16 protein-coding genes and 1 tRNA gene are annotated in these 24,943 nt (G+C 52.8%); 9 read left to right on the forward strand and 8 right to left on the reverse strand.

Annotation, left to right across the window (positions count from 1 at the left end; genetic code table 11):
• Positions 1 to 42: 42 nt before the first annotated feature.
• The 4 genes from AC097N_RS06450 to AC097N_RS06465 all read left to right on the forward strand — a co-directional run bounded on the left by AC097N_RS06450 (position 43) and on the right by AC097N_RS06465 (position 6,544).
• Entirely contained in the window at positions 43 to 1,323 is a 1,281-nt protein-coding gene (locus AC097N_RS06450) for an efflux RND transporter periplasmic adaptor subunit (RefSeq protein ID WP_479580064.1), read from the forward strand.
• Between the two features lie 14 nt (positions 1,324 to 1,337).
• Positions 1,338 to 4,487, forward strand: a complete 3,150-nt coding sequence (locus AC097N_RS06455) for an efflux RND transporter permease subunit (protein ID WP_479580065.1) — start codon at positions 1,338 to 1,340, stop codon at positions 4,485 to 4,487.
• Entirely contained in the window at positions 4,480 to 5,940 is a 1,461-nt protein-coding gene (locus tag AC097N_RS06460) for an efflux transporter outer membrane subunit (RefSeq protein WP_479580066.1), read from the forward strand. Before AC097N_RS06455 ends, AC097N_RS06460 begins: the two co-directional genes overlap by 8 nt.
• A 121-nt stretch (positions 5,941 to 6,061) precedes the next feature.
• The gene (locus AC097N_RS06465; RefSeq protein WP_479580067.1) at positions 6,062 to 6,544 is read left to right on the forward strand and encodes a hypothetical protein; all 483 of its coding nucleotides are present in this window, start codon (positions 6,062 to 6,064) and stop codon (positions 6,542 to 6,544) included.
• 123 nt (positions 6,545 to 6,667) lie between these two features.
• On the opposite strand, the gene AC097N_RS06470 is transcribed toward AC097N_RS06465, so the two are convergent.
• Positions 6,668 to 6,743 (reverse strand) — tRNA-Gly (locus AC097N_RS06470).
• Positions 6,744 to 7,024: 281 nt separating this feature from the next.
• On the opposite strand from AC097N_RS06470, the gene AC097N_RS06475 reads away from it, so the two are divergent.
• The 5 genes from AC097N_RS06475 to AC097N_RS06495 all read left to right on the forward strand — a co-directional run bounded on the left by AC097N_RS06475 (position 7,025) and on the right by AC097N_RS06495 (position 11,358).
• Entirely contained in the window at positions 7,025 to 8,380 is a 1,356-nt protein-coding gene (locus AC097N_RS06475; RefSeq protein WP_479580068.1) for a tyrosine-type recombinase/integrase, read from the forward strand.
• 65 nt (positions 8,381 to 8,445) lie between these two features.
• Positions 8,446 to 8,808: a type II toxin-antitoxin system RelE/ParE family toxin gene (locus tag AC097N_RS06480; protein ID WP_479580101.1), complete on the forward strand. Its 363-nt coding sequence runs from the start codon at positions 8,446 to 8,448 to the stop codon at positions 8,806 to 8,808.
• The gene (locus tag AC097N_RS06485; RefSeq protein WP_479580069.1) at positions 8,805 to 9,140 is read left to right on the forward strand and encodes a helix-turn-helix domain-containing protein; all 336 of its coding nucleotides are present in this window, start codon (positions 8,805 to 8,807) and stop codon (positions 9,138 to 9,140) included. Before AC097N_RS06480 ends, AC097N_RS06485 begins: the two co-directional genes overlap by 4 nt.
• Before the next feature lie 537 nt (positions 9,141 to 9,677).
• Positions 9,678 to 10,295 (forward strand): hypothetical protein, encoded by a 618-nt coding sequence (locus AC097N_RS06490; RefSeq protein ID WP_479580070.1) that lies wholly within the window; start codon positions 9,678 to 9,680, stop codon positions 10,293 to 10,295.
• Entirely contained in the window at positions 10,258 to 11,358 is a 1,101-nt protein-coding gene (locus tag AC097N_RS06495) for an ImmA/IrrE family metallo-endopeptidase (RefSeq protein ID WP_479580071.1), read from the forward strand. The genes AC097N_RS06490 and AC097N_RS06495 overlap by 38 nt, the downstream gene beginning before the upstream one ends.
• A gap of 133 nt (positions 11,359 to 11,491) precedes the next feature.
• Here the strand turns inward: AC097N_RS06495 and AC097N_RS06500 are convergent, their stop codons facing one another.
• The 7 genes from AC097N_RS06500 to AC097N_RS06530 all read right to left on the reverse strand — a co-directional run bounded on the left by AC097N_RS06500 (position 11,492) and on the right by AC097N_RS06530 (position 24,914).
• On the reverse strand, positions 11,492 to 12,355 hold the full coding sequence (locus AC097N_RS06500) for a site-specific integrase (protein WP_479580072.1): 864 nt from the start codon (positions 12,353 to 12,355) through the stop codon (positions 11,492 to 11,494).
• 477 nt (positions 12,356 to 12,832) lie between these two features.
• On the reverse strand, positions 12,833 to 14,794 hold the full coding sequence (locus AC097N_RS06505; protein ID WP_479580073.1) for an ATP-binding protein: 1,962 nt from the start codon (positions 14,792 to 14,794) through the stop codon (positions 12,833 to 12,835).
• A gap of 30 nt (positions 14,795 to 14,824) precedes the next feature.
• Positions 14,825 to 17,701 (reverse strand): DEAD/DEAH box helicase, encoded by a 2,877-nt coding sequence (locus AC097N_RS06510; protein ID WP_479580074.1) that lies wholly within the window; start codon positions 17,699 to 17,701, stop codon positions 14,825 to 14,827.
• Positions 17,698 to 19,443, reverse strand: coding sequence for a site-specific DNA-methyltransferase (locus AC097N_RS06515; RefSeq protein WP_479580075.1), 1,746 nt, complete (start codon positions 19,441 to 19,443; stop codon positions 17,698 to 17,700). The genes AC097N_RS06510 and AC097N_RS06515 overlap by 4 nt, the downstream gene beginning before the upstream one ends.
• Positions 19,440 to 21,758: an AAA family ATPase gene (locus AC097N_RS06520; protein ID WP_479580076.1), complete on the reverse strand. Its 2,319-nt coding sequence runs from the start codon at positions 21,756 to 21,758 to the stop codon at positions 19,440 to 19,442. Before AC097N_RS06520 ends, AC097N_RS06515 begins: the two co-directional genes overlap by 4 nt.
• Complete coding sequence (locus tag AC097N_RS06525; RefSeq protein ID WP_479580077.1) at positions 21,748 to 21,969, reverse strand: hypothetical protein; 222 nt, start codon at positions 21,967 to 21,969, stop codon at positions 21,748 to 21,750. The genes AC097N_RS06520 and AC097N_RS06525 overlap by 11 nt, the downstream gene beginning before the upstream one ends.
• Positions 21,966 to 24,914 carry an SNF2-related protein gene (locus AC097N_RS06530; protein ID WP_479580078.1) on the reverse strand — a complete coding sequence of 983 codons (2,949 nt, stop codon included), beginning with the start codon at positions 24,912 to 24,914 and terminating at the stop codon, positions 21,966 to 21,968. Before AC097N_RS06530 ends, AC097N_RS06525 begins: the two co-directional genes overlap by 4 nt.
• Between the last annotated feature and the right edge of the window lie 29 nt (positions 24,915 to 24,943).

Consider the following 24,943-nt stretch of genomic DNA (forward strand, 5'->3'; position numbering starts at 1 on the left):
GTATGTGATACTACATCACCGAATTTAAATATCAATAGACCTATGTCAATTCCTCTGATTTTCTCAAATTCAATTCACCTCCCGAATTCTCGCTCGCCAGCCTCGCGCAGTTTCCTGCCCTTGATGGCTTTGGCACTGCCCCTGGCGCTGGTGGCCTGTGGCAAGACAGCCGGAGCTCCAGCCGGTGCGGGCGGCGCCATGCCCCCGCCGGAAGTGGCCGTGGTGACCGTTCAGGCCAAGGCCCAGCCAATCGAACTGGAGTACACGGGGCAAACCGCTGGCTCCCGTGAAACCGAGGTGAGGGCGCGTGTGGCAGGTATTTTGCAAAAGCGCTTGTTTGAGGAAGGGGCCACCGTGAAGGCTGGCACGCCGCTGTTCCAGATTGACCCGGCCAATTTCCAGACCCAGGTGGCCTCAGCCGAGGCCGCAGTGGCGGTCGCCACGGCCAAAGTCAACCAGGGGCGGCGTGACGCGGCCCGTCTGGGCCCGTTGGCCGCTGAAAAAGCCATCAGCCAAAAAGAGTTTGACGACAGCAAGTCGGCCCTGGAGTCGGCCGAGGCCTCTCTCAAGCAAGTGCAAGCCCAGGCCGCAGAAGCGCGGCTGAACCTGAGCTACACCAAGGTGTTGGCGCCCATCGGCGGTACGACCGGTGCGGCAACCAAGTCCGAAGGCAGCCTGGTGTCCGGCACCGACAGCCTGCTGACCACCCTGGTGCAAACCAATCCGATGTATGTGAACTTCAGCGTGTCCGAGAGCGATTTGCTGCACATGACGCAGCAGCTCAACAACGGCCAGATGAATGTGCCGGGCAAGCGCGCTGCCAATGGCAGCCTGGGTTTTACGGTCAACGTCAAGCTGGCTGATGGCAGCACTTATCCGCGCACCGGCAAACTCAACTTCGCCAGCGAACGGGTCAACGCGCAAACCGGCAGCTTTGATGTTCGCGCCGAACTGCCCAACCCGGACGGTGTGTTACGCCCGGGCCAATTTGTCCGTGTGATGCTGGGTGGCGCGAACCGCCCCAACAGCCTGAGCGTGCCCCAGCGTGCCGTGATTGACAGTCCGATGGGCAAAATGGTGTTTGTCGTCTCCAAGGACGACAAACTGGAACCTCGTCCGGTCGAGCTGGACGGCTGGAGCAAAGGGCAGTGGATTGTGACCAAAGGCCTCGCGAATGGCGACCGCGTGCTGGTGGATGGCTTCATCAAGGCCCATGACCCCGGTATGACCGTCAAGCCGGTGCCGTATGTGCCTGCAGCCACAAATTCAGCATCAAAAATGCCTGTAGCCCCCGCCAGTAGTTCGCAAGCAGCTACTAAATAAGGAGCAAACGCCCCATGTTCTCCAAGTTCTTTATTGACCGTCCGATTTTCGCGACGGTGCTCTCGCTGTTCCTGGTGCTGGCCGGTCTGGCCGCCATGCGCATTTTGCCGATCTCGCGTTACCCGGAAATCTCACCACCCGTGGTCAGTGTGACCGCGGTCTACCCCGGCGCCTCGGCCGAGGTGCTGGAAACCACGGTGGCCGCGCCCATCGAACAGTCGATCAACGGCGTGGAAAAGATGCTCTACATGAGCTCTACTTCGTCGGGCGATGGCGCCGTCACGATCAACGTGACGTTTGATGTCGGCACCAACCTCGACATCGCCGCCGTGAACGTGAACAACCGCGTCAACCAGGTGCTGAACAAGCTACCGCAAGAGGTGCAGCGCCAGGGGCTGACGGTGGCCAAAAGCTCCGCCAGCTTCATGACGGTGGCGGCCATCTATTCACCGGATGACCGTTATGACGCGCTCTTCATCTCCAACTACGTGACGCAAAACGTGCTGGATGCCGTCAAACGCGTGCCCGGTACTACCAATGTGCAGATTTTTGGCGCCAAAGATTACGCCATGCGCATCTGGTTGCGACCTGACCGCATGGCGCAACTGGGCATCACCGTGGGTGACATTTCCAGTGCCGTCACGGAACAGAATGCCCAGTACGCCGCCGGCAAGATCGGCGCGCCGCCCAACAACACCGAGGAGTTGACGCTCACCGTGACGGCCAAAGGCCGCCTGCTGGAGCCCGAGCAGTTTGCCAACATCGTTGTACGAAGCGGCGACAAAGGTGCCATGGTCCGGTTGAAGGACGTGGCCCGGGTCGAACTGGGGGCCAAGGACTACAACTTCTATGGCCGCGTCAATGGCCACCCCGCGATCCCCGTGGGTGTGTTCCTGCAAACCGGCGCCAATGCGTTGGACACCCGGGAGGCGCTGGAGAAAACGCTGGTCGCGCTCAAGGCCAAGTTCCCCGAAGGCCTGACCTATTCAACGCCGTACGACACGACGCCGTTTGTGACCGAGTCGATTCACGAAGTGCTGAAGACCCTGGTCGAAGCGATGGTGCTGGTATTCATCGTGGTCTACCTCTTCTTGCAAAGCTGGCGTGCCACCATCATTCCGACACTCGCGGTGCCGGTGTCGCTGATTGGCACCATGGCCGGTTTGCACCTGCTGGGCTACAGCATTAACACGCTGACCCTGTTCGGCATGGTGCTGGCCATTGGTATCGTGGTGGACGACGCGATTGTGGTGCTGGAAAACGTCGAGCGCCTCATGCATGAAGAAAACATGAGTCCGCGCGATGCCGCCATTGAAGCCATGCAGGAAGTCACCGGCCCCGTGATCGCCATCGTGCTGGTGCTGTGTGCGGCCTTTATTCCCGTCGCCTTTTTGGGCGGCCTGGCGGGGGAGTTGTACCGCCAGTTCTCGGTCACCATCACCATTGCCGTGGTGCTTTCGGGTATTGTGGCGCTGACCTTGACGCCCGCCTTGTGCGCGGTGCTGCTCAAGCCCAACATGGAGCGCCGGAACAAGTTTTTCGACTGGTTCAACCGCAGCTTCGCGAAACTGACGACGCGCTACACCCGGGGCGTGGCCTTCTTCCTCAAGCGTGGCGTGCTCGGCCTGGCGCTGTTTGTGGGCATGGGCGCTTTGACCGGGCTGTTGTTCAAAATAGTTCCCTCAGGCCTGGTACCGGACGAAGACCAGGGCTACTTCATTGGCGCCGTGATCCTGCCGGAAGGTGCAGCGCTGGAGCGCACCAACCAGGTGGTTAAACAAGTGGAGGCCGCCATGTCACCCAACAAAAACATCGACACCGTGTTCAGCCTGGTGGGCTTGAACTTTTTGGGCGGTGGTGGCTTGAAGTCATCTGCGGCCACCATGTTCTTCCCGCTCAAACCCTGGGCTGAGCGCACCCAGTCGGCCAAAGACCTGGTGACCGAGACCTACATGAAAACCGGCGGCATCAAGGAAGGCCTGCCCCTGGCCTTCTCGCCCCCGGCGATCCAGGGCCTGGGCCAGACCGGCGGCTTTGAGTTCTACCTGCAAAACAAGGGCGACGGTGGCGTGCGGCGCCTGGCGCAAACGCTGCCGGCCTTGCTGGCCGAGGCCAACAAGCAGCCTGAACTGCAAGGCGTCAAAACCCTGTGGCAAGCCAACTCGCCCCAGCTGTTTGTCAATGTTGACACCGAGAAGGCCCGTTCCATGGGCATCGCCGTGGCCGACATCTACAACACCCTGGCCGCGACCCTGGGCAGCTATTACGTCAACGACTTCAACAAGAGTGGGCGTATCTACCAGGTGCTGATGCAGGCCGAAGGCCAGTACCGCGCCAAGCCGGAAGACATCGGCGCGCTGTATGTGCGCTCCAAAACCGGCCAGATGATCCAGATCCGCTCGGTGGCTGAAGTGAAGTTTGTCTCCGGCCCCGATTCGGTGCAGCACTTCAATGCCTTGCCCAGCATCCAGATCATTGGCGATCCCAAACCGGGCTACAGCTCGGGCCAGGCCATTGCCGCGATGGAGCGCGCCGCAGCCAACGTGTTGCCCGCCGACATGGGCTACGACTGGGGTGGCACGGCCTTCCAGCAAAAGCGCAGCAGCGGCTCCAGCACGCTGGCGTTGACAGCCGGTTTTGTCATGATCTTTTTGATCCTGGCGGCGCAGTATGAAAAATGGTCGTTGCCCCTGTCCGTCTTGCTCGCTTTGCCCTTTGGTATCTTTGGCGCGCTGGTGGCGGTGTACTTGCGCAACTATGCTAACGACGTGTACTTCCAGATTGGTCTGGTCACCCTGTTGGGCCTGTCCGCCAAGAACGCGATTCTGATCGTCGAGTTTGCAATGATGAAGGTGCACGAAGGCCTGAGCCCCGTGGCGGCTGCGTTGGAAGCGGCGCGACTGCGCTTCAGGCCCATCTTGATGACTTCGCTCGCGTTCATTCTGGGTGTGGTGCCACTGGCCTTCTCCAGCGGCGCGGGCGCGGCAGCGCGCCAGTCGATTGGTACCGGTGTTCTAGGCGGCATGCTCGCGGCCACTTTCCTGGCGGTCTTTCTGGTCCCCCTGTTTTTCAAACTGGTGAACGACTGGCACTTTCGCAGTGAACCTGAAGACTACAAATTTTTGAGCAAACCCGCTCATGGCGAAGGAGCGCACCATGTTTAAGCGCATCAAACAGTTGAATTATTTTGCTATTACTTTAGTAGCGGCTTGCACAATATCCGCGTGCGGTACAGCCAATTTAGGTAAAAACTACGAGCGCCCGGTGCTGGATGTGCCTGCGAGCCTGCCCGCCACGGGCAGCACCGTCCAGGTGGACTGGCTGACGTGGTGGAAAGGCTTTCAGGACCCGGCGCTTGACGCCTTGCTGATGGAGGCCGCCAGCAACAACCAGGACCTGGCCCTGGCCACCGCCCGCATGGCAGAAGCCCGTGCCACCCTGGACCAGAACCAGTCCAACTTCTACCCCACGGTGGACCTGAACGCGGGTGCGACGCGCCGGCGTGGCAGCGAAAATGCGGCTACCTACAACACCAGTGCCGGGCCGTTCTCCACCGACACGCAGGTGGGTTTGAGCGCCAGCTACGAAATCGACTTCTGGGGCAAATATGCCCGCGCCGATGAAGCGGCCCGCGCCCGGCTGCTGGGTCAGGCCGCCAACCGCGGCACGGTGTTGACCACCTTGTACGCCAATGTGGCGCAAAGTTACTTTGCACTGCGGGCGCTGGATGCCCAAATGATGCTGGCCGAGCAAACCCTGGCCACCCGGCAAGAGAACCTGCGCTTGCAAAAGCGCCGCCTGGAGGGGGGGGTGATCGGGGCGCTGGACCTGCGCCAAGCCGAGTCCGAAGCTGCCAGCGTCGAGGCGACGCTGCAGGCTACGCGGCAAAACCGAAGCAACGCCGAGGCGGCACTGGCCGTGCTGCTGGGCCGCACGCCCGGCGCCATCCTGCAGCCCATTCTGGCGCGGGGGGCCGACGTGAGCGCCTTGTATGCCCGTCAGGCGATCCCGGCAGACCTGCCGTCGGACATGTTGACGCGTCGGCCCGACATCGTCAGTGCCGAGCAAGCGCTGATGGCCGCCAACGCCGACATCGGCCAGGCCCGTGCGGCGTACTTCCCGAAGTTGAGTCTGACGGCCGGATTGGGGCAGCAGTCCAAAGACCTGTCCAGCCTGTTCGACCCCGCCTCACTGTTCTGGAACCTGGTGGGCAACCTGACGCAGCCGGTGTTTCGCGCAGGCGCCATCGGCGCGGTGGTAGCTGCGGCCAATGCGCGGGAGCAGCAAGCCCTGGCCCAGTACACCCAGACGGTGCAAAACGCCTTCAGGGATGTGCATGACGCCTTGAACAACGTGGCCGCAGGCCGTGAGATCGCCAGCACCACCAACCGGCGTATCGAGGCCTTGCGCAACACCTTGCGCCTGTCCGACTTGCGCTACAAGGCGGGTTACTCCAGCTACCTGGAAGTGCTGAATGCGCAGCGCGACCTGGCGCAGGCCGAGTCCGGCTTGATCGACACCCAGCGCAACCACCTCACGGCGATCGTGAGCCTTTACAAGGCGATGGGTGGCGGCTGGGCGCCTGACAGCATGGTGGCCCAGGTGGCGCGTCCTTGACCGTTCTGCTTGATCTAGGTCTGCGCTACTAATCAAGACGAATTCTTCGTTTGTATGAGCACGACCTTGTCATTTGATTGATAATTGCTGCACTGCACCATTTTTTAACAAAGGCCATCAAATGTTCAAGAACACCCCCTTCGAAGCCATCGCAAAGACCATGTCGGAATCTGCTTCAAAAATCAATCCAGCGGCCATGCAGGACGCGATCAAGCCAGCACAGGAAAGCCTGAAGGCATGGGCTGATTTGGCTCAAAACCAGGCCAAAGAGGCACAAGCGGCCATTGCTGAAACCGTGGAGTCCATCAAGGGCATCAAGGACCCGCAGGCCGCGTTTGAAATCATGAAGGCTTCAGCCGAAGCGGGCATGGCCATGTTTGCCAAGAATTTGAAAGAGGCGACCTCTTTGAGCTTCGGACAGTTTCACAGCACGGTTGATGCCGTCGAAAAGGCTCACCCAGCGCCAGAAGCCTTTGCTTCAGTCGCCAAGAACCTGAAAGACGCTGCAACGACAGCGGAAACTACGCTCGACGCCGCCATGGAAAAAGGTGCCTCCGCCCTGGCATCCGTTGCGCCAGCGTCCAAAGCCAAAAAGGCGCGCTAAGCAGATATTGGGTTGGTAGGAATTTCGAAGGACCCAGCCATCGCGCTGGGTTTTTCGTTTGGATTCAAACGAATTCACATGGTCCACACAGTCATGGGTTGCCAAAGGGCAATATGGACCATATGGAGCGGGAGAAGAGTCTCGAACTCTCGACCTCAACCTTGGCAAGGTTGCGCTCTACCAACTGAGCTACTCCCGCATGAAAAACCTGGCTCCTCGACCTGGGCTCGAACCAGGGACCTACGGATTAACAGTGCATTTTTGGCGAAATAGATGCTGTTCATTGGAGGTCAATAAAGATAAATAGTTGTTTAAAATCATAGGCTTGCGTGAATTTCGCAAACTGGTTAAGATCATTGAAAACACATCTCCGTTGCTACCCGTGGTAGCAATACGGTAGCAACGGAACCGCTATCAAAATTGCAGCAAATCCCGTTCATGACTGCAATTGAGTAGCAACCAAAAATCAGGTCTTTAGTCATGCCAGCCGAAAAATCACAGCCAGAAACTCGAAAAATTCACTTCACCAAAACCAACATCATCGCACTACCTGTGCCTGATGCTGGCTACAAATATTATTACGACGAAGATCGCCCCGGTCTTGCTATGGGCGTTGGATCAAGTGGGCGCAAAACCTTCATCTTTTATCGGAAAGTAAACCGGAAGCCGGAACGCAAGTCTCTGGGGGTCTTTCCAGAAATGACGGTTGACCAAGCACGCCGAAAGATGGATGAAATCATTGGGCAAGTGGCAACAGGTGAGAGTCCGTTTGACAAGATGCGCACTTACCGTGAGAGCGCAACGTTGCAGCAGGCGTTTACCGCCTATTACGAAAGTCATAGCAAACTGCGCAATCGAAGTCACCTCGAAGACCTCTCCAAGTTTGAGCGATTCTGCGCAAGTGACGAGGCGGGCGTTAACCTCGCGCCGTTAAAAATGATGGACATCAAATACCCTCATATTGAAAAGCTGTTCAACAAGATCAGCGTGGCGCAGCCGTCCACTGCCAATCGAGTGATCGCTTTGCTGAGTAGCGTCTTTAACCGTTTTGTGCGGGAAATGGCAGCCAAGGATGTCACAGTGACCAACCCTGTGATTGCTATCAAGCGAAATGCTGAAGAACCGCGATTGCGCAGCCTGAGTCGTGAAGAACTACGCCGTTTTTTCGCGTCACTCGAAAAAGAGCCTGATGAAAATTGGCGTAACTTTTTCATGCTGGCTGCGTTGACGGGTGCCAGACGTGCGAATTTGCTTTCGCTAGAAAAGCGCGAGCTTGATATGGTCAGTCAGGCGTGGATCATTCCCAAAGAGAAATTCAAGGGCAAACGAGAGCATAAAGTGCCGCTTTCTGGGCAGGCTTTCAAAATCGTCGAACGTCAGCTTCAGTTGAGCGGTGCGTCTGACTATCTGTTTCCAAGTTGGGGGACGAAAACGCCGCACCTGAACGAGCCAAAGAAAGCATGGATTCGCATTTTTGATCGTGACGAAACACAAGAGATATTTCGTCGCATTGAAAGTGCTGGGCACAGCATTGAACACAAGGAGTATGGCCGCACTGCGGACACCCTGCAAGACGCTAAAGAACAGGCTAAAAAGCTGGGCGTTGACACCACGGGTGCTCGTATGCGACCCGCAAGATTGCATGACTTACGCTGTACTTTTGGCTCGATTCAAGCCGAGCTAGGCGCGAACATGGCTGTCACCAAAAGTCTTATGGGGCACCGTTCGATGCAGACGACACAAAAATATTACACCAAAATTTCGCTGGAGCCTGCCCGTGATTCGGCATCAAAGCACAACGACTACATGATGCAGATCGCAGGCAGCAATACTTGAGTCGTGCAAGACACGCTGCGCAAACAAGGGTTGCATTTTATACCTTTTCATGGATAATCATTGATATGCCAAGTATCGAAAAACCGCTTGAGTGGATAGGCAGCAGCCACAAAGACTTGATGGCCTTGCCTGCGGACGTTCGGCGGTTTTTCGGCTTCGCTTTGTCGTTGGCACAGTCTGGTGACAAGCATGACGCAGCCAAAGTGCTCAAAGGTTTTGGCGGTGCAGGGGTGCTTGAGGTGGTGGAAGACGATATTGGTGGCACCTACCGTGCCGTGTACACGGTCAAGTTCGCCGAGGCAGTGTTTGTCCTTCACTGCTTCCAGAAGAAAAGCAAGCGCGGCATCGCCACGCCGAAGGAAGAAATGGACATCATCCACGCAAGGCTAAAAATAGCCGAAGCGTTTGCAAAGGAGTTGCGAAAATGAAAACTCGACTGATTGATGGCATTGAAGTGCAACGGGGTTCCGGCAATGTGTTTGCTGACCTTGGTCTGGCTGATGCCGAAAAACTCAAGATCAAAACGGGGCTTGTCATTGAGATCAGGAAAGCCATGCGCAGCCGTGGCCTGACGCAACAAGATGCCGCCAAACGCATGGGCATCACGCAACCCAAAGTCTCCGACATGATGCGCGGTGATTTCACCAACCTGTCAGAGCGCAAACTGATGGATTGCTTGACGCGGCTAGGTTACGACATAGAGATCAGTGTGCGACCTGCAAAGGCGGATATTGGTCATCTGATGTTGGCTTCTGCATAGGACTCATATCAGGGCGTAGTCCACTGTCAGCAGACTCTCTGAAATCAGCACAGCCAAAAGAAAACCCAGCGGTTTAAAGGCTGGGTCTGAACAAGCTTGATGCCTGCCGCATCAGGGAGGTGAATGCGGGGACTACTGAAAGCCCATCTTGATTTTATCTCTACAGCAATGTTGCCCGAGAGTTGACCTGAACGCTTTCGCCAACAACGGGGTCGGCACTAAATTCCGCTATCGGCATCTCAGTCAGCAAATCGAGTGCTGTCCCGGTCGTCGCTCCAGCCATTCATGACAAGCATTGGGCACCACCACCACAAGGCTTCGCCGCTCGTCGCCCGGTCGGTGAAATCTGCCCATCACCGGATGCTCATCGTCGCTGTTATTGAAAAGGGAGTGAAAGAATGAAATTTGGCATTCATGGAATAATTTTAGGAATAATTTGATGCAAGTTATGTTGTTTCTGTTATTATCCTGCTACCAACATTTCATAGCTCCAGAGCGCCTGCCTTCGGCTTGGCATCGGGGGTAAACAGGACCCAAATGATTGAACACAGCAAAGACGAAGTTGAACAAATCGTTGAACCGCACATAAACGATCTGCGTGAATGTGTGCATGAAGCGTGGGGTCTTTGGCGCGCCAGTGACCATGCTGCCAACTTGCACTGGAAGACGGTTATGGGCAATGCCATGTGCAACTACTTCTTAAAAGTGGCCATGCACAAGTTCTACAGCAAGAGTGCCTTTGTATCTGTCGAGACAAAACGTCCATACGTTGGTCTCTACGTGGAGAGCGCCCTTTATCTGCGCTTCAAAAAGAGCAAACGGAATTTACGCACCAACAACGTGCAAACGAAGTCGGCCAAAGCATTCCTCGATAAGTCACAACCTATCGAAGCACTGGAAGGTCTAACCCGATTGGAGCTTGTCTACGTTCCGACACGAGACGAGTTAGATGTCGAACGCATCATGCTGGTTTGCAAGGATAAAGGGCAAATTGCTTGGACAATCGACCTCTTGGCAACGGCTGAAATTGAGCAAACTATTATCGAAATGCCGCAGCAACCGACACCCCAAGGGTCGCCCGCAGAGAGAGTTATCAAGAAAACCAAGGACCGAGACAATGAACACAAGCGTAGTACAGCAGGAAAGGGGAAATAGCACCGACTTCCGGCCTGATCTGCTCAGCTTGCGCCGCCGTATGCTGAGCCTTAGCCAGACCGAGTTGGCAGATGCTGCGGGAATTTCCCAAGGCACTCTTTCAAAAATTGAGCAAGGGCTCAAGGACGTTACTGCACCCCAAATTGAGGTACTTGCCCGAGCCCTCAATTGCCCGATAAGCTTTTTTACGCAAAAGGCGCGGGAGTATGGATCGCCAATGAGCATGCATGACGGTATGTTCCGTAAAAGTGCCTCTGTTGGTCAGAAGGTTATCGACAGAGTGATTGCGGAATTAAACGTTCGTATTGCCCACACAAACACACTGCTTTCCATGGTGGAAGTGGAGCCCGAACTGCCTCTACCTACATACGACATAGAAGACTATGAAGGTGACCTCGAAGTAATCGCCCAGAACGTTCGCCGCGCTTGGTTAATGCCGCGTGGTCCCGTCAAGAACCTCACAGAATACCTTGAGCGTGCAGGCTGCATCATCATCAAGTGCAATATGAACGGCGCGAAAATAGATGGAGTCAGCTACCGCATTAGCAACTTGCCACCGTTGATTTTCATAAACAATGCACTGCCAGCAGACCGCGAGCGATTCACTCTGGCTCATGAGTTGGGTCACATAGTTTTGCACCGTTATCCTGTCCCCGACATGGAAAACGAAGCAAATAAGTTCGCCTCCGCCTTACTCATGCCAGCCGCAGATATTGCCCCAGACTTGCAGAATCTCACTATTGAACGTGCCGCTGCCCTGAAGCCATATTGGAAAGTATCTATGGCGGCGCTCATCTACAAGGCTAAATCGTTAGGTGTAATTGACGAAGGGAAGTCGCAATACCTTTGGCGAACCATGTCCACTCGTGGCTATCGCACGCGAGAACCAGAGTCGCTGAACTTCGCAAACGAACAGACCAGTATTTTTGACGCTTTGATAAAAAATATTCAAGAGGATCTCAACTACTCTGAGGGCGAACTAGCTGCTGTATTGCATCTGCACTTTGAAGAACTCAATAGTATGTATCGGATAAAAAAATTGCCTTTTCTCAAGGCGATATGAGAAGTCCTACGATGCCAAAAACCAAAGTATTAGTCATGAATTAGTGACTGCACTGAATCGAAAGGTGGTCAATACTTCATGACACCTAATGGGAAAAAGCGCTACCAGTAAGGTAACGCTTTGATCTTTTTATTCAGAGCAAGCTGGGGATGGCTCTTTTCGCAACGGCGCGGATGTACTTGGCTAAGGTCACATCTGATTTGTGCCCGGTTTGCTCTCGAATTTGCCACGGTTGCAGCCCGATCATGGCCGCTTGAGTGCAGTAGCCAGAGCGTAGGCTGTGGCCGCTGACTTTATCGGCATCACCGCCCACACGCGCCACCGATGCCTTCACCACCAGCGCCACCGACTGCGCAGACAAACCATGCCGTGCAATGCGGTCATGGCGCGTGACGGCTCTAAAAACAAACCCATTTTTGATTTCGGCGACATCTAGCCACTGCATCAACGCACGCACCGGGCAACGGTCGCCATTGGCGAACGGCACAAAGACCGTGCGGCCTTGCCGTTCTTGGTCGGTTTTGCTGTGGGGCAAAAAGATTTCAACGCCGTTGGGCAGGTACGTCAAATGTTCAACCATCACAGCCACCAATTCCGAGCGACGCATCGCGGATGCGAAACCGACCAGCAGAAGCGCACGGTCCCGCGCTGCTTTGATGGGCTTCTGGCGGTCAATCATTACCATCGCCTCAAGCAAGTCGTCTTTAACCATTGGCCGAGCCTGTTTTTGCTTTGTGCCGAACGTGCGCCGGATACCCTGCATGGTGCGTTTCACCGTAATATGAACGGTCGGGGATTTGAACGAATTTTCGAGGTGGGCTTTGTGCAGAGAAATAAGCCGACGCTCAAGGGTTGCCACGGAAAGATTTCCGGCGAATTTGGCCAGGTACTCGATCACTTGCGCAGCGGTGGCCGGAACCGTGATGCCAATGGCAGCGAACATGCGAATATCGCTGGAATACGCGCACTTACTGGCTTCGGACTGTGCAGCTTCCATGAAGCGGTCAGCAGTAGCTGAAAAACCGTCCAAAACGGCCTGTGGTGGCTTCGGTTGTTGGTTGCTGATAGTGGCGGTCTTGGACTTGCGAGCGGTTGCCGTACCCGTGTTTTTGGCGGAAATTTTGGTCATTTTGAAGGGCTTTCTGGCTGTCGATAACTGAGAGTTATCACTACCTGAGGTTGAAGAAAAATATTCCCCAAACCCTTGGGCGCACAGACGTGTTTAGTCAGCACGCACCAATGGCATGACAAGAAAAATCAAGCGGGGAATTGGGGAAGAAAAACCAAACCAACGCAGGGCGCGTCAGTCAATACACCACGCCATTGCAGCGAAATGTTTCTCTATTTTCTCAGGCTATTGACAGCCAGGCAAGTGGATATATTATTTTCACACTTTAGGCTCGCGCCACCCATGAGCCTAAGCATATTTAATTCCAAGAAAGTTCGGAGCTTACAGAGCGTTCCTCGCATCCACTCAAGTCACATTTTTATCCGAAATAACGCTCTGGCTTGATTGCATCATGACTCGCTTCATGAGATCGGCACCTGTTGTTTCTTCATAGCGAGTTGGTATTTTTTCACGTAATTTAAAAAGTCTGTGATTGGCATGCCGAATCAATTGACCATAAGTGGTTGCGACTATCCGGCCACGAAGTACACCGTCATCCTTGATTTCTTTTTCTTTACTGGTTTTCGGGGCTATCTCATGCCCTACAACAAAAGCACGAAACATGGGCGTGCCATCCATGGCACCACTGTTTAAAAAATCTTGGACGTAGCTATCCGCTTGGTTCATCTCTTCACGCCCAATGGCGGATGCACCCTTTTTCAATTCAATAATTAGTACATCCTGAATTCGCGTAAGTGCCTGATCTTGGCTGTCGTAAACCTCTGTGCCAACGATAGAACAAGTTGAGTCCGAAAGAATCACGATGTCAGGACGTTGCTTTGCATTGATAAACGCGCATGCCTCAACTTTCTTCCCAAACACCTTGTTTGCTGCGTTACGCAAAGTAATGTTCGAAGCGTATTCATGACTGTCAAACTCTGGACCAAAAATCCAGCGTGCTTGAGTGACAAGAGGGTGAAGTGTGTGTAATTCATCCGTGGATGGGTCACCGCACAACTTCTCAATGGCAACGATGACCGCAAGGCGATGGTCAATCTCATCAAGCACCGACAAAGCATCTCGTACAGTCCATTGCCCCAACAGCCGATCAAGACCTTCCAAATCTGATTCATCGAGCTTTGTGAGCTTTTCAAGTAGGGCCGCACCACTCCGAGATTTTTCTAAATTGATGACTGCCTGTACAGCCGCTGATAACGTCTCAGTATTTATCGCTGGATTGCGCTTCACCAGTTCTTGAGTAAATGTTGCAACCTCAATGCGACCAAGAGTCGAAAGTTCGCGAAATTGTTCACGATTCCGCACTAGGACATCCTCAGAGCTTTCATCAACGAAGGAGTCGGACACTCTCTCAAAAACCTCAAGTGAATATCGACAAACAGCGGAATTAAGTTCCGTAACGACCTCGGTATTTTTAAAGCGGGACCAATCAGGTTCGATTTCTCGAATCCATTCGTCGCCGGCCTTTATCACTATTGAATAGCGCTTAGCGAGTCGGCCTCGACCATCAAGAACGGCCGTATTTCCAACAATCCAACTCGGGGTTCCAACAAGACGGCCATTTATCCAGAAAGCGATGCCTTGATAAAGAGTTGACTTTGCCGCTCGGGCTGAATCAACTACGTAGGCCTCAACGGTCAGGTCTTCTGTTACTCGCAAGGTTTTCTGTTCAATCAGACCTGGTTGCTCCGAAAGTGAAATTGAGTGCCCATTTACTCGAACGACGAACTGGGGATCATGAAGGAACCGTGCCGAAAGAATTTGTCCTATTTTTTCAGCATCAGGAAGGTGTCGATCAACCTCGACTGACAGACGTGTTCCATGACCTGTTTTCAAGAAAGCTGTTTCACTGGCAATTTTGAAAGGTGTCTCGCTACTATGTGTGCTGACTACGAACTTCGAGCCTTTGCCCTCACGCCAAGTTTCGACCGCGTATTCATCTGCAAAACACAGCATTCCATGCCGTCCCACGCCGTTTCTGCCATAGGCTCTACGTCGCCAACTGTCTCGTTCCTTCGGGAACTCAACATTCTGACCTTGGTGTTTCACCCGGTCATACGAAAGTTTCATCCAACGGCCTTTGAACTGGGTAGAACTCATTCCATGGCCATCATCCTCAACGACGAGAGTGCCACTCCTCACCGTTGGAATAATGATGTCAACCAGCGATGCTCCTGCATCCCACGCATTGGCGACAAGTTCGGTTAGCGCAACTTCTGGGTCGTGAGCGATTCGGCCCAATGTCCGAAGGAGGTAATCCTCTTCAAAAAGTGACTCAAACCCAGCTTTTGATTTTTTTGTTTTTGCCATTTTCTTCCTCGATACTGTTGGGTCAGGAAGTCACAATCCAAATCTTGAAATGAGGTTATCCAACGTAACATTTGCGGCCACCGCATCGTGTGGGATCAATAAATAACGCCATGGTTTGCCACCGACACTTTTTGAGTAGTCAGAAGCATTTTTGCACCACAGTGCAGCCTGATCAGCTTTAGCCCTCACATCTGTTTCTGACTCCTGCGATGCAGTAACTTCCTGAGCCTTTTTTGTTTCAATCATCAGAATCACGCCATCCATAGCGGCAACGAAATCGGGGATGTACTCAGGTTGATTTGCGCCTGAACGGTAATAGATGTTGAACTGACCGGAGGCTGGGCGGAACCAGCGTACTGCTTGCCGCTCTAGGACAGTCGCAAGAATACGCTCGGTGTCGGAGTGGAACTTCTGGTAAGGGTAGGCGCAACGTGAAAAGCCACCATACAGGTACTGACCGATAGTGCGCTTGTCGTCTGGAGCCCAATGCAGCGGCTTCAAATCGTCTTTGGCCGTAAACGCGCAGGGCTTGAGTGGCACAAAGCCTTGACTGATAACCACGTCAGAACCAGCCGATTCTTCGACATAGTTCTTGGCCATCTGCGTATGGATGATGTCAGCAATGGGCTTGGCATAGTTCGCCAGCACGTTGTGAAGTGCGTCGTCATCGGTCAGATACGTTTGAAAATGCGTGACCGCCTGATCGGCCAATTGGTAGATGAAATCGGCGTGGTCGTCGTAGGAAACGTCGTCAAAGTTAATCAACTCCCGCACGATGTAGTCGGCAAACCGCGACTCCTCAACAACCGCCGCTTCGCCATAAGTCAACACCTTGTTTGATTGCAGTCCGTGTGACTCAAGCGTGTTGGCAAGTGGCTGATAGTTCAGGCGTGAAATGTCCAGTTGGAACGGCGCGTATCCACTTGTCACGGGGCCAACGGGCACGATTGAAATCCGTGGAATGTCAATCGTATGCTCCACGAAAATATCTACCGCCTGCTTGACCACCTCAGCTACTGCCGCCGCATCGTTGAACTTCGATTCCAGTAACTCACCTTGCTGCGGTATCAATCGCTGCTGCACCAATTGAGCAATGTGCTCTTGCACGCTGGGGGTAGACAAAGAGGCACTGGTTGGAGCAATCAATTTGCCAGACTCGCCACTGCTTGTTGTCCCAATTGAGTGACGTAAGCGCCCAACCTCTGCAATGACCTCCATCGCCGCCATCGCAATTTGTCGATCTTCACTCGTATGCAGCACGGTCGTAATATGGCCTGTGGTTTGCTGTCCGGTGGTTACGCCGGGGCTGACTACGCCAGACATAGCTTCACCGCCAACAGGGCCACTTGCCACAAAGCTTTTCCCGTTGGCACCCGTACCCTTGACATCGGCCAGTCCCAGCACCACCGCCATCGTGGACGGCACGGCATAGCTGGTCAGTCTGTTGCCTTCGGAATCGGTTGGGTCAAGCTTGAGTTGCTTCAGGCGAATTGGTGAATCACCCTTGTTGGCTTCGGCAATGACTTCTTGAAACTTGTCGTGCGCAATGATGTTTAGGCGGTCTACAACTTCCACCCCGGTCTTACGGCCATAAGGCAAGCGCAAGCCGCGCCCGATGGATTGCTCAATCAGCGTGCGGGCATTGGCTGCACGCAGCGGTACGATGGTGTACAGATTGGTAACGTCCCAGCCTTCTTTCAGCATGTTGACGTGAATCACAATCTCGGTAGGTTCGTCGTAGCTTTCCACTGCCAGCAGGCGGCGAATCATTTCTTCTTCTTCCGCACCTGTACGGCTTGAATCGACCTGAATGACTTTGCCCTTGTAGTTGCCACCAAAGAAGGTATCGCTTTCAATCCGTGCCAGCAATTGCGCCGCATGAGTGGTGTCACGCGCAATCACGAGCACAAACGGTTTGACAGGTTTCAGCCCAGTCTGCGCGGCATAGGTCAGCAAATGAACCTTGGTTTCCTCATGCACCCGCACGCCATCTTTGAGCTTGATGACTTCGATTTGTTCTGAACTGTGGTCAGCCGGGTTGAAGTTCTGTTGGGTGACAACCGCTGGCTCTTTCACAAAGCCGTCTTCAATGGCACGCGCCAGTGGGTAGTCCATCACCACGTTCTTGAAGGGGACGGTCTTACCGCCAGCAGCCTCAGTAAACGGTGTGGCTGTTACTTCCAGACCTAACAGTGGCTTGAGTTCATTCAGCGCCCGGATGCCAGCGCCTGCCCGGTAACGGTGCGACTCGTCCATGATGAGCACCAAGTCGGGCAAGCCTGCAAGGTAGTCAAAATAGCTCTGCCCCAAGTATTCCGAAAGGCGTTTGATCTTTGGCGCTTTGCCACCGCGCACTTCGGAATTGATCTTGGAAATATTGAAGATGTTGACTTGGACGGGTGCATCAATCGCTTGGCTTACCAAATCGCCGCGCTGCTCGTAGGTTTCGCCTGTAATGACTTCCGGCACGGCGGTTGCAAATTCTGCTATCCCCTTAAACACATACTTCGGCGTGTTGGGCGTGAAGTCTCGTATCAGCTTGTCGTAGATGGTGAGATTGGGGGCTAGAACGAAGAAGTGCTTGTACCCATACGCGGCGTACAGGTAGCTGATGAATGCGCCCATCAAGCGCGTCTTGCCAACGCCAGTGGCAAGGGCAAAGCACATTGACGGAAATTCACGTTCAAAGTCAGTCAGCGTTGGAAACTGACTTGCAAGCGCCGTCTGCATGGCCTTGAGTTCATCGGGAGAACGTGCGTGAGAGTCGCGTAAGGCCGGCACGGCCTCAAGCGCGTTGTGCAGAATGTCAAGGCTTTCAGTTTGCGGCTGGCGCAGGCTCAGTCGGCCAGCAATTGAGCGCGCAACTTTTTCGCGTCCGCTGTCTTTTTGAATTGGATTCTGGCTCATGACTTCACCTCCGAACTGCCGGGTGTAGCCGTGTCCTTATCTGTAGTTTTGGCATCAAATAAACCACCTTGCGCCGTCTGCACTGCTTTGGCGGAGGCTGCGCGTTTTGTTGGCACTGGTTCAACGGCAGACTGCTGTTGCATGGGTAAGTTTTCTACATTCAAACTGTAGTCGTCATGCCCCCATTCGCACTTGGTCAATACCATCTTAGGAATCTTCTTGAGAGTGAGGTTGGGGTAACGGTTGACGTCACCCTTGAAGGCGCTGCAACACACCAGCAGACTTTTTTCACCCCCCACGTCATCACTCAATGCCTGCAATTGATCGGCATTCAGCGTTTGCGTAGTCACGTAAATGAAGTCTGTCTCGGTGCTGTGGCCGTGCTGCCAGTAGCGAGTGTCGGACGGTGCATAGGCAAACCCCTCCAACTTGCATATCGCCGCAGTCAACATTTCAGCGTTGTATTCCTTGTTGACCACCCAGTTCCCCCAGCGGTCTTTTTCTAAGAGGCTAGGTGCTAACGAGAAGTAGCGAAATCCGCCCCCGCCTTGCCAGTCAGAGACCTCGGTGATACCGCCGTTGTCTTCACCGTTGATGACCTTTTTCAAACGCGGAATGATGTGTGTGTGGCAGTGCTCACCCAGCTCCACCATGATCCAACGACGTCCCATTTTATGAGCGACCGCACCAGTAGTGCCAGAGCCAGCGAATGAATCCAAAACTAAATCCCCAGGACTTGTAGCTAGGTCAACTATCCTGTGAAGTAGTTTTTCTGGTTTTGGAGTTGAAAAAGGATCGCTGGGGAAAAGGTCACGAATTTCTCTGCTCGCTTCTTGGTTATGCCCCACCTCTTCATGTAGCCAAACTGATTGCGGCATAACGCCTGTGGAAATTTCCGATAAGAATCGTTTTATCGAAGGCCGACCGTTCCCGTCCATGCCAAAAATAATCCGGTTTTCGGCCAATAACTTTTCATATTTCTTTGGCGTGAAAGCCCAACATCTATTTTTTGGAGGAAGATGTTTCACCCCAGCGGGGGAAGCAATTTCAAAGATATTTTCGCTTTCACCAGTCTTTGCATATTGTTTACCCCTTTGGCCGGACAGGAGACTGATTGAAGAATTTTCCGGCTTCCAAGGGCCACGCGAATCATTATCAGGATTCTTGTATTTTGCGGTTTGCTCGTTTGACCGTCCAAGCAGGCCAAATCTAACGAGTGGCTTATTTTTTGCAAACACCAAAATATGATCGTGCGAGTCTGAGATCAGGTTGGCATTGCTGCGAGGTGCGTAAGCTTTTTGCCAAATTACGTTCGATACAAAGTTTGTCCTACCAAATACTTCATCGCACAATACTTTGAGGTAGTGAGCTTCGTTGTCATCAATTGTTATCCAAAGTGACCCATCATCAGTCATTAGGCGGCGAATAATTTCCAATCTATCCCGAATCAAGCCTAACCAAATAGAGTGCTCTAGTCCATCGTCGTAATGCGAGAATGCACTTCCAGTGTTGTACGGAGGGTCGATGAATACGCATTTGACCTTACCCGCAAACTCTTGCTCCAATGACTTCAACGCCAGCAAGTTGTCACCAAAGATGAGACGATTATCAAAACTGTCTACCTCACTCACGCGATGTTTGGCGTGGTAACTCTTGTTTGGGTCCTCAAGCAGAATGCGCGGCTCTAACTTCGGGCGGGCATCCTTGCCGACCCATGTGAGTTCTAGTTTTTGTTTTTTCATTTACTGGGCTTTTTCAATGGATGCAAGCGTCGTGTTTCTTCTTTCGTGGCCCAGTAAGATCCTGACTTGTCCGAGCCAGGCCAACCTTGCTCATCACAAATCAAAGCCGATGCGATTTCATGTACTGTTGTCGCAAACTGGGCAGCGTCCTGACCCGGTAGCTGCAAGGCCAGATCGTTGTAATGACAACCGAATATATTTCGTAATTGCGCCATTTGTTGCAACTGATCGAACTTGCCATTCAGTGGAATGGACAGGTAACTTCCATCGGCCTGTCTGACTTCCACTCGAAGTGCATCCCTTAGTTTGCCGTTGATGTTTGGCAGCAAGTCACCTAAAGTGGGTTTTCCTTTCCGACGAGGTACCGCACACTCATAGAGTGCGGTCAGGTAATCACAAATGGCCTCCAACAAAACACCTGCGCTGGCGCACGCGGCTTGAGTGCTAATTGGTTGTTGCGATAAGTGGTTTCTTAACTCGATCAATGGCGCTTGTGTCAATCCAGCAACCTGAATTCCTGTTGTAGATTCCCATGCCCTCAACTCAATTAGTTCTACTTGACCGCTTCGCAACCACCCCCAACGGAATTTTTCCTTCCACGGTCGGTAGTGCGTAGTAATGATCGTATGCTTGAATCGCTGGGATTCCTTGTAGAGCATTTCTATTAGCCTATCTACGTGTGGCTCGTCGATACTCCCAAGAACATCATCCATCACGACAATGGTGTCATGTGGCGACTGCCTACCAGCCAGTGCCAAAAAGATACATAGACCTAACGTATCCAGATGGGATTCGCTGAAATAGGCGTGTGGCGGTTGATCTTGTTTATTTAGAAACTCGGCGGACAAATCAAGGGAGCCCGTTTTTTTAGGGTCTAGCTTCAGGCTTATTTTATTCAGGCCTTCTCCAGGATGGATGACTTCGTAAATTCGTCCTACTTCTTGAGCTATTGAAGACAAGATGCCATCAAGAAACTTTTTCCTCTGAGTTTCACAAATAGCGAGCGCCTGCTCCAGCTTAGGTATAACTCTTGAGACTTGAGTCAAACGCGTGTTGTTAGCATCATACTGCTCGTATAGCGCCTTAATCGTTTTGTAAGCTGCTGCCTTTCCATCCATTGCAGTACATAGTTGATTTGCAATTTCAACCAAATCGCGAAGGCCATTGAAGTCTACGTCGTTCAAGGTTCCTGTCGATGCTGCCTGAATAAGCTGCTGCGCCACCAATTCGGCGGGGATTTTCAAATCTGAATTCGTAGCCTCCAATTTGTCAGCCGCTACTCTGGCAAGGTTTTTGACTTTCTCTTGACTGGCGTGTCGCAAAGTCTGCTTTGACTCAACAATAGAATTTATAGACGCTACATTTCTGCGAGCAGCTTCCAATTCAGTCAATTTGGATAGACGTTCGTCTATTCGTTTTACTAAGCCCGCCGCTTTATCTGCGCTTTCACATAAGGGACAAATATCGCCTTCGGCATGATTTATATAGTGACTCTTTGCAGCCTGAAGAATACCTATTAATTGACCGTCAGAGGAATAAGCATTCGTAGTGGCGTTACCCAATGTATCGTTAGCATTTCGTAGATTTGATAAGGCAATTTCAAGATCAGAAATAGAATTTTTAACTTCATTTTCTATAGCAATAACAGCTTCTACCCCCCTGATTGCAGCACGGTACGATTCAATATCTTGGGTTTGATCTACGGGTGGGGTAGCTATCTCAGATTTTGCCCACTCGATAGCATCTACCAACGAAGCGTTTGACTGCTGCCGCAAGCGTTCGAGAGAATCACTATTTTCAGCGATACGACTAACGGCTTCACTTTCTGCTAGACGCTTATCGCGAATGAGGGCGCGCAATACCGTTTCAGCCTGTTCCACGACAGAAATGTCAATGAACGGTTTTATTGCTCCGTATTTTTCGCTTGGAGCATCTTGTACCAATTTCAGGACCGTTGATCTACGCAAGACTTCGATGCGAGGAAGCGGTGTACTAGGGGATATAGAAACTGACTTCGTTGAAGCCTGGGCTTTCCACGTAGTGGCATCAACCGTCAATTCAACAAGAATATCTGTTCTGGCTTTACCGATTGTTGGCCAAAACGGTTGCAACGTGCCTAGCCCACGATTCTCTAGTGAACCAACTTTGGCATTTCCAACAAAGTCAAAAGCATCACAGATTGTGGTCTTTCCTGTACCGTTTTCGCCGTAAATTAACGACAACGGCTTCTTCCCATCAAACGAAATCGAGAAGTCGCGAGTAGACCCACGAAACTCCTTGATGCGAAGTGATTTCAGAGACTGCTTAGTTGCCATCACTATTTCCTCCGTTGATGACTTCCAAGTTCGACTCAATCGCCAAATACCAATCCTCTGCTTTCGCCTTTCCAGAAAGCATCTGCTGTTTCAGGGTGCCAATCGACAAGCTCCCAACAACGTTGTCCGCAGAGAGTGTCTCGCAAATCAAATCGACAAGTTGTTGTGCCGGAGTGGATTTAGTCGCTTCACTTCCAGTGTTATCTGTCATATCAACTCCCATTCACACGTTAGTACCGTACTGACGGTTATTTCTTGTTTTAACTGACGTTCAAGCTCATCAATCAGGCCATCCCGTTTGCGTTGAATCTCGTCCTGGCGGTCGAATAATTCACGGCGTTTTTTGTCACGCTGGCCTTCAAGATCGCGTTGCTCTTTTTGTGCCGCCAGCTTGTCAGCAAGGGTCGCAGCGCCTTTGCTTTTAGTGCGCGACTCCTTGATGCGACGGTCTAGCTCCTTGATGTCGCGCTCCAAGCCAACTTTCAAGTCATCCGCCCAAGCATCCAGTTTTTCAGTCTCTTGCGTGAATGCGCCCAAGTTGCGCGTTTCAAGGTCTGCCACTACGAGTGTCTTCTGCCGCTCAATTTCAGCCTCAAGCGGTGTGCGATGTTCCACCGAACTGGTCTCAACCTGCACGTTGGATGCACATGGCAGGTTGAGCAGTTTTTCGGTCACTTGCTCATCAAAGGCATTGCCATTGGTATCGACCGCTGCAACCAGCAAATGCTCTTCGACTGCACCTAACGAGCGAATTTGAAGGGACTGCACTTCCAGCCAACCGTGCTGTCCACGCAGGGGCTCAACAACTGAAACCTTTGCACCGTAAGCGGCGTAGTCGAGGACGATCTTTGTCGCAGGCGATGTAGTGGTCAAGCCGGGGTGCTGTTTGGCATGTTGCAACAGAGCTTGTGCCAGCGGATGCCCCAGCCTGTAAATATGTGCATCTTCTGATCGTCGCGGCAATTCATAGCGTCCGGCATCTAGCTCTGCCTGACCTCCCATATTTGCCAAGAACGAAGGCGTAGCTTTGAGAACAAAGCTGGTTTCGTCATCCGTAAATTCAGCATGACCATTCAGCGCCCCACTCGTAAAGCGCATCAGCAGACGTTCTAGCTTGCCCAAAGAAGCTTTTGCATCCTGACTGCGAAGCCGCAACCGCTCTTGCACATCCTCGTCAAAGTTTTCCAGCAGAGACTTGCGCGCCTTGAGCATGGCATCGCTGATTTCACCTGCCATATCAAGTTGCAATTGCTCGAAAGCGGTGTGAATCGCCGCAGGCTGTCTACAGGTTTGGTAAATCTCGGCGATTCGGCGTTCAAAATCGACACCAGATTCCACCGCGCCCAGCACTTCATCACTGGCACCAAACACGCCATCAAACAGCTTGAATTTCTGGTCTAGCAGTTCGTACACCCGCTTATCGGCTTCGTTCTCGCGGTTAAGGAAGTTGACCACCACCACATCGTGCTTTTGTCCATAGCGGTGGCAGCGGCCTATGCGTTGCTCAATACGCTGCGGATTCCACGGCAAGTCGTAGTTTATGACCATCGAACAGAACTGAAGGTTGATGCCCTCAGCGCCTGCTTCTGTGGCAATCATGATCGAACCATCGGGGCCGTTGAACTCACGAAAATGTTCAACCAATGCAGCACGGGTGTCGGCAGTACGCGACCCTGTAATGCGGTCTGTGCCAGCGTGTCGCTTAATCCAGTCCGCATAGATGCGCTTAGAGGCCGCATCGTTGTTGGTTCCGTTGAACAACACGACCCCATCTTGGTACGGGGTTGCTGCCAGCAAGCCCATCAAATAATCTTGCGTGCGACGCGACTCGGTGAAGATGATTGCCTTCTTGGCCGCACCCAGCTCATTGAGCTTGGCAAAGGCAACTTTCAAAGCTTGCAGCAATGCCGTGCCTTTGGCGTTTTCGGTAATAGAAACAGCCAATTGCCGGAATGACTCTAGGTCTGCAATTTCTTGGGCGATTGCTTGTACTTGTTCTTTTGTCCGGGCTTGGGCTTCATCCACTGGCAAGTCGGAAGTTACGTCATTAGTTTCTTCGGCGATTTCATCCAGTGTTTCAAAGTCCTCATCCAACTCGTCAATCAATCCTCGACCGTTGTCTACACCCTTATCCAGAGTGGATGCTTTTTCTGCCAGCGTTTTCTTGAGGCGGTTGGTCAGTGTTTCCAGCGCACCCGCTATCGCAAAGGTACTTGATGCCAACAGCTTGCGCAGCACCAGCGTGATAAGTTGTCGCTGGCTATTAGGTAGCGCGTGAAGTGCTTCGCGCTCCAGGTATTCCGTCACATGGTTGTACAGCGCGGTTTCGTCTGCACTGGGGGTGAACTCACGCAACAATGGAATACGCTTGGTGTACTTCACATAGGCTTCCACTTGGCGGCGCAAGGTGCGCTTGCAAATGGGCGCAATGCGGTTCTTTAAGGCATCAAAGCTCTCTGCGTTTTTGAGTGCGCCGAATTGGCTTTTGAAGCTATCCAGATCACCAAACACGCGCTCGTCGATAAAGCTCACCAACCCGTATAACTCCAGCAAGGAGTTTTGCAGCGGGGTCGCGGTAAGCAGCACCTTTTGCGGTTGGGACAAAGCTTCTTGCAGAGCGCGTGCCGTTTTATTCTCAGGCTTATAGACATTGCGCAGCCGGTGCGCTTCGTCGATTACCACCAAGTCCCAAGCAACGGCTTTGACCTCTACCGTTTTACGTGCAGCGAACTGGTAAGAGCAAATGATGATGCCCGACCGATTGAATGGATTTACCGCACCTTCTTTAACCAACTGCCGAAACGACTTGGCCTCAAAAATCGTGGCGGGCAAACCGAACTTGTCTGCCAACTCTTGGTGCCATTGCTTGCGCAAATTGGCTGGGGTAATCACCAAAATACGGCGCTTGCGTTCAGCCCAACGTTGAGCAATTAGCAAGCCAGCCTCAATGGTCTTACCCAAGCCAACTTCGTCCGCAAGAATCACTCCCTTGGACAGCGGGTTACTGGTGGCAAACATCGCGGCATCAATTTGATGCGGATTCAAATCAACTTGTGCATCCAACAGTGCCCCGGCCATTGCCTCCATTGAACTGGATGCGGCGCGGCGTGTGAGTTGATGTGCGAAAAAAGCGAGTTGATGAGGGCTGTAGTTCATTGCGCTACAACCCCAAAATTCAGGACTGC

The sequence above is a fragment of the Rhodoferax sp. LS1R11 genome, from assembly GCF_056521395.1.